Source organism: Pontiella sulfatireligans, assembly GCF_900890705.1.
Classification (GTDB): Bacteria; Verrucomicrobiota; Kiritimatiellia; order Kiritimatiellales; family Pontiellaceae; genus Pontiella; species Pontiella sulfatireligans.
Genome location: NZ_CAAHFH010000002.1, coordinates 23,090 through 39,140, shown reverse-complemented (window position 1 = coordinate 39,140; position 16,051 = coordinate 23,090). Strand labels below are relative to the sequence as shown.

At 52.5% G+C, this 16,051-nt stretch carries 9 protein-coding genes; 8 read left to right on the top strand and 1 reads right to left on the bottom strand.

All coding sequences use genetic code 11. From position 1 onward, the window contains the following. Positions 1-13: 13 nt before the first annotated feature. Positions 14-1,588, top strand: coding sequence for a sulfatase family protein (locus tag SCARR_RS13405; protein ID WP_136062198.1), 1,575 nt, complete (start codon positions 14-16; stop codon positions 1,586-1,588). 380 nt (positions 1,589-1,968) lie between these two features. On the opposite strand, the gene SCARR_RS13400 is transcribed toward SCARR_RS13405, so the two are convergent. Then, positions 1,969-4,701, bottom strand: a complete 2,733-nt coding sequence (locus tag SCARR_RS13400) for a right-handed parallel beta-helix repeat-containing protein (RefSeq protein ID WP_136062197.1) — start codon at positions 4,699-4,701, stop codon at positions 1,969-1,971. Between the two features lie 248 nt (positions 4,702-4,949). Between SCARR_RS13400 and SCARR_RS13395 the strand changes: the two genes are divergently transcribed. From SCARR_RS13395 to SCARR_RS13365, 7 genes are all read left to right on the top strand, one after another. After that, positions 4,950-8,084 carry a LamG-like jellyroll fold domain-containing protein gene (locus SCARR_RS13395; protein ID WP_136062196.1) on the top strand — a complete coding sequence of 1,045 codons (3,135 nt, stop codon included), beginning with the start codon at positions 4,950-4,952 and terminating at the stop codon, positions 8,082-8,084. Beyond that, positions 8,014-8,574 carry a hypothetical protein gene (locus SCARR_RS13390; protein ID WP_136062195.1) on the top strand — a complete coding sequence of 187 codons (561 nt, stop codon included), beginning with the start codon at positions 8,014-8,016 and terminating at the stop codon, positions 8,572-8,574. Before SCARR_RS13395 ends, SCARR_RS13390 begins: the two co-directional genes overlap by 71 nt. A gap of 439 nt (positions 8,575-9,013) precedes the next feature. Then, complete coding sequence (locus SCARR_RS13385) at positions 9,014-10,636, top strand: beta-galactosidase (protein WP_136062194.1); 1,623 nt, start codon at positions 9,014-9,016, stop codon at positions 10,634-10,636. 78 nt (positions 10,637-10,714) lie between these two features. Next, entirely contained in the window at positions 10,715-12,106 is a 1,392-nt protein-coding gene (locus tag SCARR_RS13380; RefSeq protein WP_136062193.1) for a glycoside hydrolase family 27 protein, read from the top strand. A gap of 108 nt (positions 12,107-12,214) precedes the next feature. Next, complete coding sequence (locus SCARR_RS13375) at positions 12,215-13,234, top strand: DUF4886 domain-containing protein (protein ID WP_136062192.1); 1,020 nt, start codon at positions 12,215-12,217, stop codon at positions 13,232-13,234. Between the two features lie 215 nt (positions 13,235-13,449). After that, a complete protein-coding gene (locus SCARR_RS13370; protein ID WP_136062191.1) occupies positions 13,450-13,731 on the top strand; it encodes a hypothetical protein in 282 nt (93 codons plus the stop codon). 492 nt (positions 13,732-14,223) lie between these two features. Further along, positions 14,224-15,993, top strand: a complete 1,770-nt coding sequence (locus SCARR_RS13365) for a right-handed parallel beta-helix repeat-containing protein (RefSeq protein ID WP_136062190.1) — start codon at positions 14,224-14,226, stop codon at positions 15,991-15,993. The last annotated feature ends 58 nt before the right edge of the window (positions 15,994-16,051 follow it).

Here is a 16,051-nt window from a genome sequence, read left to right as displayed (position 1 = left end):
ATCTGGAGTACATATGAGAAATGGTTGGAAGAATGTATTGATTGGAGCTCTCGCTATCTGCGCGGGGGGTGTACAGGCAATGGAACGTCCGAATATTCTGTTTTGCATCATGGACGATGCAACGTGGATGCATATGGGTGCGTATGGTTGCGACTGGGTGGAGACGCCGGCGTTTGATCGGTTGGCGGACGAGGGCATTCTTTTCCGCAATGCCTACACGCCGAATGCTAAATGCGCGCCGTCGCGGTCGAGCATTTTGACCGGGCGGAATTCGTGGCAGCTCGAAGAAGCGGCGAACCACGTCGTCAATTTTCCCGCGAAGTTCAAGACCTTTCCAGAGGTGCTGAAAGAAAACGGATACTTAACGGGAAAAACCGGCAAAGGCTGGGGACCGGGCAATCCCGGAATGATCGACGGCCAAAAGCGCGAGATGATCGGAACCTCTTGGGTGGACATCAAAGCAAAGCCGCCGGCCAAGGGGATGTCCGGCGAGGATTATGCCGCTAACTTTAATGCGTTTCTGGAAAACACTGAAGGGCAACCGTGGTTTTTCTGGTATGGCGCGCGCGAGCCGCACCGCCGCTATGAATACGGCAGCGGAGCCAAGGCGGGAAAGCTGACGGCCTCCATCGACAAGGTGCCGGACTTTTGGCCGGACAACGAGATCATCCGCAACGACATGCTCGACTATGCCTATGAAATCGAGCATGCCGATAAGCATCTCGGCCTGATGATCCGATCATTGGAAAAGCGCGGTCTGCTGGAAAACACGATCGTTTTAATGACGGCCGACAACGGGATGCCGTTCCCGCGTTGCAAGGCGCAGGAATATGAGTTTTCCAACCACATGCCGTTGGCCGTGATGTGGCCGAAAGGGATCCGGAATCCGGGGCGCACCGTCGATGATATGGTCAGCTTTATCGACTTTGCGCCAACCTTTCTCGATGTGGCCGGCATTCCATTTGCAACGTCGGGCATGGCGACGTCGCCCGGCATCAGCCTGACCGATATCTTTAATTCGGAAAAGGATGGGCAGGTAAATTCAAAACGTGATTTTGTGCTGATCGGAAAGGAACGCCACGACTACAGCCGCCCCGGTAATGCCGGCTACCCCATCCGCGGGATCGTCGGCAAGGATCATCTGTATCTCTACAACTATGAACTCGACCGCTGGCCGACCGGCAACCCGGAACTGGGCTATCTCGACTGCGACGGATCGCCCACCAAAACCCAAATCCTGACGATGCGTCGGGAGGGCAAAGATACCAAATTTTGGGACATGTCGTTTGGCAAACGTACGGTGGCCGAAGAGCTGTTCAATATTGCCAACGACCGCGAGTGCATGGACAACCTGGCGCAGAGCGAAAAGGCCGGAACGCTGAAGCGCGAAATGAAGGAGCGAATGGAAACGCAGCTCAAGGCCCAGGCCGACCCGCGCATGTCCGGCAACGGCGCCGTGTTCGATACCTACGGTTATTCCCAGCCGCACGGCTGGAATTTCTACGAACGCTTCATGGCCGGTGAATTTACCCCCAAAAAAACCGGCTGGGTAAACCCGTCCGACTACGAACCGGAGCCCTTGGACTGATTAACGAGGAATTCGCAAAATCGCTGGGTTCCGAGAGAGTTTGTGCCGCCGATAAATGCAGGTTTTTTGGTTCTACGTAAATTTTTATGGTTAGGCTGGCGGTTTCGGATACCTCAGTCCCGCGAATCGGAAAGCCATCGGCAACGAATGTAGGAAAAGCAACGAATGTTTCGGTATGTTGGCTCGTTGCGATGAGGTGCGCCGGCCAGTGCTCTTTCCATGATTAATCCCCGTTTTCAGAGATGTGGCAACGTTTTCAACCCATTTGATTCGTTGCTTTTCCTGCATTCGTTGAAAAACTCGCTGTAGACCCTTAATCTGCGAAAAGCCCTCATCCTATATAAAAATATACGAGGAGCCCAAATTAAGCCAAAATTTATCTAGTTGGCCATTTTGTAAATGCGGACAGAGTCAAGCCGGACGGCTTGAGCTGCGGTGTTGATATTGGGTTCGGTAAAGGTGACGGTGGTTTCTGCGGCGGTTGCGGTAAAGGTGTAGAGCGCGTATTGCCACTGGTCCGGCGGCGCGGTTACAGAGGTGGTTTGTTCTTGAGAGCCGGTGATGTCGATCTGCAATTGAGGAGGTGGCTGGCTACCGGCCACCATTGCAAGCGCGACGCGAATTTCGTAGGAGGATCCCGCGTCGGTCGGAACGGTGCAGGACATGCTCCCTCCGCCCGTTGCTCCCATGAATTGAACAAAATAGTGTTCTGACTCGGCCGCAGTTTCAGTCGCTTCTGTTGTGTAAAGCCGGAGGTTGCTATTGGCGATCCAACTGCTGGTTATGCTGTTAAAAAGGGTTCCACTCGCCGGCGCCGGAGAGTAGTGGTCAAATCCATCATAAAAAATGAGATCTTGCGCGTTGGCAAGCAGTCCAGAGTTGATTCTGAAAAACCGGCCCGGCGTTGATGCCTTCACGTCGATCTGCCGGATTTCGCCGGATCCCGCAATATTGAAAGCAATCGTATTCCACGTTTCACTCAACAAATCATCCGTATATTGAACGGAATGGTACCAGTTGGTTTTTGTTTCGAACTGAAGGTTCAGATTGGTTGTTATGAGCGCGTTCAGATGCAGGGTTACTGCGCCTGCGTCCTGATAGTCCACGCTGTCAGGCGTTCCATCGCTGTTTGAATCCGGATTGACCGGGTTCGTGCCCAGAATGATTTCTATGATATCGGCGACGCCGTCGCCATCGGTGTCAACACCGGTGTGTTCTGGAGGGATCGTCTGGGTCGATCCGGCCGTCCAGTCCTGGCCGGTTTCATAGGCGCCCTGATCGGGGGCGCTCCCGCCGAATCCGTCGGTAATGCCGGGTATTTCGACGCCGGAATTTTCATAGATCGAGTTGGGGATCAAGTGGAAATCATCGCGGGTTGCATCCGCAAACTGGGCAGACGATGGATTCAGCACGTTGTTGCTCTGAATGACCGTGCTGAACAGGAACAGATTGGGCTCAACCAGATTATTGGCGACATAGATGTTGGTGGGGTTATAGGCGTAAATGCCTCCCGCTTTGACGCCGTAGTGGGACATATCCCAAATGGTGTTGTTGGCGATGATCGCATTGTCGCTGTTTAAGCGTTGTCCATCGTTCATGACAATGCCGCGTTGTTGCGGACCGATGATTAGATTGTGGTGAATCGACACGTTGGCGGTGCCGTCATCCATGTAAATCCCGCCAGCATACAGTCCACCATGATTATGCAGGATCTCATTGTAGGCAATTTCAAGATCAGCGGGGTAGAGCCCTTTTAAGTTGATGTAAAACCCGCCGCAGTCGGTTGCCAGATAGCCTATGTTTTCAATTCGGTTGTACTTAACTTTATGATACCGGCCATATTGTTCAAATCCGACTTTTGCTTGCCCTCCGTCAATTCCTTCTCGACCGCATTCGCGGATGGTACACCCGGTGACCCGGTTGCTTATTCCCAGCAGCTGCACGCCGCTCATTCGCCGCCCGCACCAGTCGATATCTTCAATAACGGAGTCTTCGATTGCATTATTTGTACCGGTTATACGCAGTCCGGATCCCCAGCTATGGGCAATATAGGCATTCGCAATCAGATTGTTTTCCCCGGAGACGAAAATTCCACAGGAGCCATCGTCGGGTCCGCCGTAATCATGTCCTGTTGAATAGGAATAGTTGCTCCAAGGGGCCGGGTACCGGAACGAACACCGGGTGAGCAGGCAGTCCGTTGCTTCCTCCATGGAAAGGGATGCCGCATGGAACTGGATGTTTTCCAAGGTGATGTTTTTTTTAGAGTCCAGGACAAATCCCAGCAGACGGGTTCGCGCTTCGATTGCGGCCAGAGCAAGGTTTATCCCTTGATCTGGGGAATAGTAGAGAGTCGAATTGTTCCAGTACCATTCTCCGGCGGAGTCGAGTGCGTTGATGTGGTTGATAATGTAGCCGGATCCCTCGCCTATCCCCGAGTCCGCCTCTAGGTTGTTTCGAGACCAGTATGCCAGGTTTTCAATTTGAATCGACGTTTCCGATGAGCTGATAATATCTCCTACAGCGGCGGTGAACGAGTTCGGACCGTTTTTCCCGGTGTAATATCCTCCGACCCAGTAATCGACGGGTTGGTTCGGTATATCGGAAAAGACCACCTGAGCCAACCCGGCCCCCCCCTTACTGATCCCAATGGTTTCTGACGCCGCCCATTCATAAGTCGAGAACATGTTCTGTTCCGCATCTTCATTCGGATAGCGCGCCAGATTCATTCGCCGGCCGTTGGCAAACAGCTGTAGAACCTTGTTGGTTTGTGTGGTTTGTTCTATCTGCCCGGAATAGGAGATCCAGGGAGTCGTTACCAGATCGCAGCCGCTCACCACCACCTGCTCATTCGAAAAGGCGCCAAAATAGAGTTGATCTTGCTGTACGGTGACGGTTTCGCGATAGATTCCTTCTCGGATGAAGCAGCGGCTTCCGGAGGGCATCACTGCCGCCGCTTTGGAAATGGTTTTAAAAGGTGAATTCAGGCTGCCTGCATTCGATGTGTCATTTCCATTTAGGGCGGACACATAATAGTCCGTTGCCGATGCTGTAAGGATTCCCGCAGCACAGGTTGTTAGAAAGACCGCGCAAATATTTTTTCTATAATGACCCATGATGACCGCACCAACCTCTCTTGAAAATTATTATATGCTACACAACCGAAGCACCATAAGGGATAAAATGAAATAAGCGAGATGCGATTCCATTTAAGCGATTAAATTAAGATGAGGTTGAGCTGGTTTGTGGTTGAGGATAAAAAAGGGGTTCGGGGAAAGACAAATTTAAAAGTGATTGCCCTCCGATAAGTGGATATGCGGTTAAACTTGTCAGTGGGTATATTGTCATTAATAAGGAATAATAGATGAAGATGAACATTCGCATATTTTGGTCGATGGCGCTATTGGCCGCCGGGTCGGTTTTGGGATCCTCGGAGGGCGTATTGGACGGGCTGACCTTTTATCAGAACTTCGAACAGGGTCAGGACGCAACCTTCGCCGTCGGACGCAATACCGCCTCGGTTTATGCGATGAAAGGCACCCCGCTTCCCGGTCAGGAAATCCATATTGCCGACGGTCTCTACGGAAAAGGATTGGTGGTCAATTCTGCTGATGATTTCTCTCCGGTTGATTATCCGATTGCCGGAAACTTTGCGTACGAAAAAGGGACGGTTTCCTTTTGGGTTAAACCGCTTGCGGTGGATCGCTCCGTGCGCTATGAGCTGATCTGCATGGTTCATTACGGAGTTGTGCTGGAGCGGGGCAGGCTTTTTTTTCGAACATTCAGTCTGGCAACGAAATCACAGAATATGGCTCCGTCGGTCCCGCTGCTTGAAACAGAGGATTGGGTCCACATTGCTTTTTCCTGGGATCAGCGCACTATGAAAAAAGTGCTCTATTTCAACGGGAAGCTGATTGACGAGATTGAGTTTGACGAGGATGTCCTGAACAAAATGCCGCCGAATGCCAGTCGCCCGATTACCATCGGAGCTAAGTATGCCTATCAAAAATACGGGAAGAGTTTTCCCGGAGTTTATGATGAAGTCGGGATATGGAACCGGATGCTGACTCCCGAAGAGATCCAAACCCTGTATGAAAAGCCGCTGGATTCAGACGTCTTGATTGCGAAGCAAGAGGCGAATAAAGAACGGTCGTCGGGGCCGCTGAAAATTGAGCTGGGCTATCAGTCCCACCCGAACGGATTGTATTATAAAGGGGAAGCCCTTGAGGTGAAAATTCCCGTTTCGAATGAGTCCGGTCAGGAACTGATTCTTCCCGGAAAAATAGTTGTTCAGAATTTTCACGAAGCAACCGTGGCCTCCTATGATGCTCCCCTGACGCTGTCCAAGGGCGCAAAAGGCGGAATCAAAAAATCGTTCCCGATTCCGAATCTGTTCGGTTCTGCGAAGATCCGCTACACCTACGAGTATCAAGGTCGGGAGTACGGGAAAGATGTTGTGATTTTCGCCGTCCTGTCGCCCGAGATGACCCTGACGGAGAAGGATTTGGACAGCTTTTACGGAATTCATACCGACTGCACGGAATACGAACTCGACGTTCTTCAGAAACTGGGAATTTCCAATATCCGCGGGCACGACCTCGTGGGGCAACACCGCTGGCTTGATATCGAAAAGTCTCAGGGGGATTACGATTACTCCCGGTTTGACGCCGGATTCGACCTGGCGGATAAATTTAATGTCGGCATGATGGTTTGTTTGGAGAAAACCCCCGGCTGGGCAGCCCGCGAAGCGGGGCAGGACAGGGGATCGGATTTCCTGATGTCTTCGCCTCCTTCCGATTGGAAGATGTGGGAGGATTTCGTTCGCGACATCGTCATCCATTCCGCAGACCGGGTGAAATGCTGGGAACTTTGGAACGAACCGGATCATGATTTTTTCTGGCGTGGCAGTATGGCGGAATATATTGAGCTGTGTAAACGGGCCTATCCGATTATCAAGGCGAATGATCCCGATGCGATTGTTGTCGGTGGTGGCGGATTGCACTGGGCGACCCTCGATGGTGATTCCGGAGAGGTTATAGAAAACAATGTGATGGAGTATTGTGATGAGCTCTCCTTTCACCGATACCTTAAAAATCTCGACGAAGTGATGGGGAATATTGACGAGGTTCATGAGTTTAAAAAATTGATGAACCAGTTTGGGGAAGAACGTCCTTTAAGTGTGACGGAAGGGGGGGTCTGGTCCGCCTCGTTTTATCGTGATTTGGATCTTCCGGAACTGCCGCCGATGAAGGTGCGTTCTCCTAAACAATCGGAATATCGCAGAGCCGCGGCGGCGATGGTTAAGCTCTTGAGTATTTATCAGAGCGAGGGCGTTACGCAGACCTACCTCTACTTTATGCGCGGAAACAAGCGGATGCATTCCAAGTGGCCCTCCCGCGCCTATTATGACTTCAATCTGATGGAGTGGGGGCCGGAACCCGAGATGCATGTTCCGAAACCCACGCTGATCGCCGCAGCGTTCCACAAGCTGAATGTGGGGGATAAGACCTTTTATAAGCGGCTTCAGCGCGATGAGAAAATCTGGGGCTTTATCTATCAGGGGCCGACACAGAGCACTGCGCTTCTCTGGGCCGAAGTGCCGGACGGAAAGACTATTCCCGTGCAGATGGATCTTCTGCAGGAGACGGGTTCTGCTTGTGATCTAATGAGCAATCCGGTGGAAGGGCCCCTGTGTCTGTCAACTCTGCCTCAGTATATTACCGTGAAAGGCGCGGATGCTGCGGGGCGGCTCGAAGCCGCATTTCTCTCCATGCAGTATGATAAAGCCTCATTAGGGGCGCTGGCTGTCGAAATAACCGATCCGGTTCTGACGCTGCTCTCTTCGGTCAAGCTATTCCCCTTTGCTCCGGAAATCCAAGGGAAGGATTGGCTCCAGATCGATTTGCGTCCGTTTTGCAATGCAAGCTGCGCGGATGAGACGGCGGGTGACGGCAAAGGCGGCTGGGTCGACGCCGATGCGGGCAACTGTTTGCTCGGCATTGAATACGGGTTGCGCAAGGAATATAGCGTGCCGATTAACATTATTGATCCGGATCAAAACGGGGGGAAATCCGTGATCGCGTTGAGCTCCACCTCCTCCGGGCTGGGCGTGGATTCGGTGGTGATTTCGGTGAATAAAAAAATCCGCAAGCTCTATTTTACCCATGCCGCAACCTGGCTGCAGACGAGTTTGTTTGGTGAGACCGGATGGGACTATGTTATTCGCTACGCGAGCGGACGAGTCGAGGTGGTTCCTGTCGTGCAGGGCGAGCATGTGGATGATTGGCGGCGGGTTCCCATGCAAAATAACCACGCGGCTAAGCCGGTTATTGTAACCCCGACGGTTTCGGAGATGCGTGGCCGGCCGTATCGGTTCATCTGGATCATGGACTGGAAAAACGATGATGTAGCTGACGGGGTGGTCTCGATTGAGATCAGAACTAAAAACAGCAAGGTCATTCCGCTCATTTTGGCCATCACCGCTTGGACGAAAGACTGATCGTCGGGCGGACGTTGTAGCGGGGACACTCCTCCTGTGTGCCTCGGTTGTGTTTGGTTCGTCAGAAGGAGTCCTGGACGGGCTGATCTTTTATCAGAACTTCGAACAGGGTCAGGACGCAACCTTCGCCGTCGGACGCAATACCGCCTCGGTTTATGCGATGAAAGGCACCCCGCTTCCCGGTCAAGAAATACACCTGACCGATAACGGACGGTTCATCGGATTTATGCTCGGAGCGATTGAGGATGCCTTGCTGAAAAACGCCCCTGTAATCGCCTCTGTAAACGCCCCTGTAAATATTGGCGGGATGAAGACGCCGGATGCGATATTGGTTTTGGTTCAGCAGAATAAATTCATCACACGGAAAGATATGGCCGCGCAAATGGAGAAGGATATTCGGACCGTTGCGCGTGCCATAAAAAAATTACAGGAAGCCGGGCGCTTGAAACGAGTTGGGTCGGATAAAACGGGGCACCGGGAATTACTGTAAAGGAAGCTGCTTTGCAGAGTGTTGTTTCCGATGTTTCGTTTGCCAAGACCATCTTGTCTACCCAAACCTACACGGAGCTTGCGGTATTGGTGTTATTGAACCGAAGCGACCGCTCCGTCTAAAACGTCATTTGAACCATGCTTTCAGCACGGTTCGTAAATTATCCGTCGCTTTGCTCGGGGGGTTTTAGCTCCGGGGTTCTGGGTTCCAAAGGTTGGAATGAATTTTGACGGGATTACAGGATGAACAAGATAGGTATTCCAATGGATGGAAGAGCAGTTTCCTTTTGTGTTTCTTGCGCTCTCTCGCGGCAAATGAATTTGATCCGCACCGTCTCCGTGCCTCTAGCGAAGCGGGTGGTGAAATGCGGGCATTAGCTGACGTTGTATTAGTCATTGACTGCTGTGTAGAATCACAGTTTTAGATCGTACATATAGTTATGAATCATCGGAAAATAAAAGGAGTGGGCTGGCTGGTCCTCATTGGAGTTGGGCTTGCGCTTTTTGTGAGCGCGGCACCCTCGAAAGCGTATCCGTACTGGCCCGAATATAAAAAGGTGCCGCTTTCGGACATTCGTCCGCAGGAATGGCGCGCAGCCGACGATGTGACCGACGGTTGGGATTGGTCGCTTCCTCCGGACGTAAAGCCCGCAGAGAACGGACTTCTGGCCATTCAGCGCACCTCCAATCTAAACCGGTCGCTGGACAAGCTGATCCAGCCGCTGAATCTGCCGGTCAATCCGACGATCGCTTTGTGGATTAAATGGAAGCAGATCGAGCCGGTGGAGGGGCAGTATGAGTTTGCGACGCTCCGTCAGCGGATTGAGGAGGCCGATGCGCTTGGCTATTCCGTTGTATTACGGCTGCTCTGCTCGGCTACCACCTTTGCGCCGGATTGGATGGCACAAAAGGGGGTGCCCATTCGAACGGAATACAAGGCCGATTCGAAGATGGTGAATTATGAAGTTTCGCATCCTGAGTTTCACAGTCGCTATATGCGGCTGATAGAGGCCCTGGGCCAAAGCGGCATCCCGCAGATGGAACCGCTGAAGGGTGCGTTTGTTGGGTACGCCTCTCCTTCCAACGGCGACGAGGGCATCGGACCGCATGGCGTAGATGCCGACACCGTACCTCATGTGATTGAACGGCTCGATGCCTGGGCGCGTGCGTTCAAAGGGGTGGAAAACAAGGTCTTCATGGGCGGTGTTTCGCAATATGGGCTGGAGCAGGGTTTTGGCATCCGGCGCGGCTTTGTAGAAATGTATCTCTATCATATTCCCGACGAGGGGATCGGGCAGACACTGGATGAAAACGGTTATTTGTGGATGGACGAATCGGCGGAGCTGTTGCGCACCAATCCGTTCCATGGCGAGGAAAATGAGGAATATGAAGAGGCGTGGGCAACGCCCGCACGCGACTGCCGTTTCGGCACCACAACCGAAAGTTTTTCCTACCGCTACTTTACCTCGAACCTGCGCCTGCTGCAGATGCGTTGCAACTATGTGCTCTATAATCAGTTTTCGTTGATGCCGGAGCAGCTGGTCTGGGTGGGGCAAAGCCTCGGCCGTACGGTCGAGGATTCGCCCGATATCTGGTGCGCGTTGCGGGAAAGCCAAATCCGTAAGCATGGGGCAGTGAAAAACTTTGAGCGCTGGCTCTACCAGCGCGACTCCGAAGGATTTGAAACCAAACCCGCCATGCGGATCGAACATCCGGTGAAAATGTGGATGGTGGAAGAGGGAATGACCTATGATTATGTCGCCCGTTCCGGCAAACGCATCGGCCTTGCGGTTGACGACCGCTGGTGCGGCGGAAAGCCAACCGATGTGGCGATCAAGGTAAGCTATTTCGATATCGGTAAGGGAGAGGTTGAACTCGGCGTTCGCACCAAGCGCGGCTCGGTAACTCGCACCTTTAAACGGACGGATACCGGAAAACTGAAAACCGCCACCTTCTTTATTGATCAGGCGGTCTTTTCCGCCCAGGGCATGGAGCACGACATTATTTTCCAGTCCAAGGGTTCGAATGCCGTTCTGTCGTTTGTCCGAATTGTACGCCTTTAATGACGAACGCTGTTTAGAAGCGGTTCGCTCCGGCGTATACATGAGTAGTAAACTACGCAACCATCTTGGGGGAATATCATGAAGATTCGCACTGTCTCATTTGTATTAATGTTTGCCGCAATTAGCGCGCTGGGCATGGGGAACCGTCCAAAGGCCTTGCTGGCTCCGACTCCGCCGATGGGCTGGAACAGCTTTGACAGTTATGGCGTTTATCTGCATGAAGAGGCGGCCTATGCCAATCTTGAAGCGATGGCGGTGAAGCTCAAACCGCACGGCTATGAGTTCTTTGTAATCGATAACGGCTGGTTTGGTGAATATGCGTTGCAGGAAGGAACGATCTTTCCGGCGGAAAAGCATGCGCACGATATCCGCATCAATGAATATGGTCACTTTATGCCATCGGAAGTTTATTTTCCGAACGGGCTCAAGCCGATTGCCGACCGCGCCCATGAGCTGGGGCTTAAATTCGGCGTCCACCTGATGCGCGGGATTCCGCGCAAGGCCTATGAGCAAAACCTGCCGATCAAGGGCACTCCCTATACGGCGCGTGATATCGCCAATACCGACCCGAAGGAAAATTGCAAGTGGTGCTCCTATTGTTATGGCGTCGATATGACCAAGCCGGGCGCACAGGAATGGTACGACGGGCTGATCCAGCATATCGCTGATCTGGGCGTTGATCTCATCAAATACGACGACATTGTGCCGCATCCGGACGAAGTCGAGGCCGTTGCCAAGGCGATTGCAAAAACCGGCAAGCCGATTGTGCTGAGTCTTTCGCCGGGCGGGGATGTTGATCCGAATGCGCTCGAACTTTTCCGCAAGGGCAACATGCTGCGGGTCACGCACGATGTGTGGGACGAGCAGCATTACATTGACGAGTGCTTTGATGCATGGCGCAAGTGGCAGGGCAAGGAACAACCGGGCTTTTGGATCGATATGGATATGATTCCGTTCGGCCAGTTGCAGGTCATGTCACCGCCGAGCACCAATCCAAAAAAGACGGTAATGGACAAGGGAGACATCGCGCTGGCCGGCAAGGGCGTGCAACGTCAGTGCATGCTGACGAAGCCGCAGATGAAAACCTACATCACGATGCGTGCGCTGGCCGCATCCCCGTTGATGATGGGCGGCGACCTGCCGACGCTCGACGACTTTTCGCTTTTACTCATCACTGATCCTGAAATGCTCGCCTGCAACCAGAACGGCGTGATGGGATCGTTGATGCTTGAAAAGGACAGACTCGAAACTTGGAAGGCTGAGAAGAAGGGCGTTGCGGGTACGGGCTGGATCGGCGTGTTTAATCGGTCTGATGAAAAGTCCGAATTTGAGCTGACTCCTGAAATCTTGGGCCTCGACAGCGCTGATTATACGGTCCTCGGACTTCGGGGAGGCGGCGAAAAAGCCTTTGGCCAGACGGTTAAGCTCAGCCCACATGGCGTGCTGTTTGTGAAGTTCTCCGCCCAATGACGCTTTTTCTTCAACGCAAAGGCGCGGAGAACGCCAAGAACCGCAAAGCCTCCTCTGCTGAACTTTGCGGCTTTGTGTCTTTGCGTTGAATTTTAAAAGGTGATGGATATGCGGTTTAAGAGAGTTGCTTCGACGGTTGTGGTGATGCTGACTGTGCTCGGTACGGTGGAAGCCAAAGAGATCAATATGCTGTTCATGGGCAACAGCTTTACCTTCCGGCACGATCTGCCGCAGCTGGTGAAGCAGGTGTTCGAGGAGGGGCAGCCTGATTTGACGGTGAACGTTGAGCGGATCGTTTACGGCGGGCAGGATATGTTCCGGCATCACGATCTCTATTTTTCCGAAACTATGGTTCGCCTCAACACCATTGCGATTCCCGAGGTCGAGGAAAAAGCCTCCGCCATTGAGACCATGCTGGCGGCGGGAACCTCTCCAGCGTTCTATAATACCTATTGGGAAAAGACGGGGCTCAAACCCGTGGGCTGGTCGATCATCCAGAAGAATCTTAAAAGTGCAGTGAAGAACCAGAAGAAGCTGAGCCAGCGCATCAAAAACAACGAGCGGGTCAAGTGGGACTACCTCGTGCTGCAAAGCTGGAAGGATGTCGTAGCCGATGTGGATGCGGGCTACGCGGAATATGCGCAGAAATGGGCAAAGCTGGCCGAGCAGGAAGGCATCAAGGTGATCCTCTACGTCACGGCTCCCCATGCGCAGAATCAGGAGCCGGTCACCGAACCGCTTGAATTAGCTCAAACTGAGATGGAGATGAAAACCATCCAGCAGTTGACCGAACGCATCAAGCCGCATTGCGTGGTGCCCGTCGCGCTGGGAATAAAAAATATCCAACAAAACGGAACCGGTCTGAAATTCCGTTACGTTAATGACATGCATCCGAATCAAACTTCCGCCTTCCTCGCCGCCAATATGTTCTATGCCTCCTTTTTCAAGAAAAGCACCGAAGGGTTCACGTTTAACACGGTCACCGAAACCAACCCCAAAGGAAAAGGCGAGGGGAAAGATCCAGACGGCGGCGACGCCAAAGTCGTCTTTGACGACGCCACCAAAACCCTCATCCAGAAAGCCGCCTTCGAGGCTGTTATGGCATTCAATGCCGGGAATGGGAAGTAGTCTCGGAACCATTGTTTCGTATGTAATGTAAGATCCTGTTTTAAGCCCAATTGTAGCCATCATGACACGACGCAGTTTTTTCTAACCACCCTGGCCGTGTCAACCGCAGGGGCTGCGTTGGCAAAGCAGTTGAAGAGCAAGGGCTATAACGTGTTGTTTGTTTGCCATTGATGATTTGAACGATTGGGCTGGGCGTCTGGGCGGAAATCTCTTGGATGTTTGATAACATGAGTGTCATTGCGCTGAGGCACGGCATGTTCAGCCATGGCTGTCCCGTCAGCGATAATGTTGGGCGGCTCTCTAAATTTAAAGTTCTGGAATCTGAAGCCAGGAAACAGGGGAAGCCCGTGCTGACCCGCGGCGAAATGGATGGCGAGTTGTATGTGATGGGCTGGTCGAAGCGCGATGTGCCTCAGGCCTGCGGCTGCCACGACAGAAAATACCTTCACTTGACGATCTGCGATCTGCCGAATCGATCTCCGAGAAAGAGACTCTAACGCACGTCCGAGAAGAGCCCCTTTTCGTCATCTTTTTAATGTCTACTGTCCTTTAATTTATGGAGCCATACGTTAAAATCATGCTTAACTCGTGGTCTAAAATCCCCAAGCCACTTTTTTTCCTTATTAGTACAATATCGTCCATCAAGAGATCAATATCAGCCATTTCTAACATGAGGGTTATATGATTTATTGGTTACCGATCGGAGCGGTGTTCAGTATGCTTTTCCGAGGCAGAATAGATGAGAAGTCAACGCGAGGCAAATAGCACATGAAGAAGGTAGTTATCCACGCAGGAAAAAACCGATCCCGACAGCGGACTCAGCTATGAAGTGCGGCAGACAGCGAATCTTATTTGCCCTGCATGGATCCATGCCGGGATTTCGGTTGTCGGGGAATCGGGCGAGGTCGATGGCCTCAAGAACATCACCAACGAGCCGTCTGCCGATGCTTTCGGAAAACAATCTGTAACCGTTGTAAAAGGAGAGTAAATTGAAGCTGAACTGGATTATAATTTGGGTGTGTGCCGCTGCCGCGCAGTTGGCGTCAGGCATGGAACTGTATGTTTGCCCCGAAGGAGCGGACGAAAGTGCGGGGACAAGGGATGCCCCTTTCAAGACCATCGTGCGCGCTCAGCAGGCTGTGCGCCTGATCGATAAGAGCATACCGGGCGAAACCGTGGTGACCTTGCGGGGGGGAACCTATCTATTAGAACAAACCGTCGTGTTTGACGCACGTGATTCCGGAACCGAGCAACATCCCGTTACGTACCGCGCTTTTTCCGGCGAGGTTCCGGTCATCAGCGGCGGCCGGCAGCTGACGGGATGGAAAAAAAACGGAACCGCAATGTGGGAAGCGCCGGTGGGCGACCTGGATTTCCGCCAGCTTTATGTGAACGGCACAAGAGCGCCGCGCTCCCGTCATCCGAATTCCGGTTATCTCCGGGTGAACCGCTGGAATGATGAAAACCGGACGATACTGCTTCCGGCCGGAAGTCTGCAAGAATGGCGGAATTTTGACGAAGTCGAGATTTATATCCAAATGCAGTGGAGTATTGCCGTAATGCGTTTGGAATCGTTCGCCAAGGCCGGGCCGGATTTTGTGTTGACGGTCAATAGTCCGGAGCGGGATCTGGTCTTTAAGCGCATGCATCCGAAGAGAAAGCCGGAGCAGGCGTTCCATTATGAAAATGCACGCGAGTTTATCGATGTGCCCGGCGAATGGAGTCTGAGCCGGAAGGAAGGGGTGTGTGCATACCTTCCACGAGACGGCGAAAACATGGCATGTGCAGAAGTGATTGTTCCGAATCTCGAAACCCTGTTTCGGATTCAGGGAACTCTGGACGAGCCGGTGCGTCATCTTGGTTTTGAAGGATTGACCTTTATGCACTCGAACTGGACGCTGCCGAGCCATCAGGGTTATCTTAACGTGCAGGCCGGTCAGTACAGTATAGAGCCGACGCAGGATGATGTGCAGTATGTCGGTCGTCCGCCGGCAGCGGTGTATGCAGCCTGTGTGGAAAATCTGGTGTTTAAGAGGAATGTTTTCAAGAAGCTCGGAGCGGTCGGGCTCGACATTCACTACGGATCGCTCAACAACGATGTCGTCGGCAACGTATTTTATGATATTTCCGGTTCAGCCATCTCTCATGCGCGCCTCTCGGGCCCCGATGTCGAGATTCATACGCCCTATCAGCCGGCAGACAAACGCGATCGGTGTGTCGGCGACCGCATCCGCAACAACTATATCTATTCGGTCGGCTTTGAGTATGGCGGCAGCGTTGGTCTTCTCTGCGGTTATCCGACCGCGGTCGAGATTGATCACAATGAATTGAGAAACCTTTCCTACAGCGGAATCAGCGTGGGCTGGGGTTGGACGGCGGAGCCGAATGCCATGCGGGACAACATGATTCGCTGGAACCTGATTGATCAGCCCATGAAGTTGTTTAACGACGGTGCAGGGATCTATACCCTTTCTGAAATGCCCGGCACCCTGATCTCACGGAACTATGTTACCGGGATCAATAAATCGGAGTGGGCCGGCAAGGTATCCACCAAATGCTACTATCTCGATGAGCACAGCGGCGGGATCACTTTCGATAAAAACTACTGGGCGGCCTCGTCGAATGTTGAGCGTATGTTCTTCCATCAGCCCGGCGCAATTCAGATTACCCCGTTTGATAAAACCATGTATCCGGAAATCAAGGCTCAGGCCGGCTTGGAACCGGAGTACAAGGACATCAAAAAACTGGCCGTTGACTAAGTTCTGGGCTGGGTGATTTTTTAACCATGGAAGGATCTGAAACGTGGAAATCTATAAA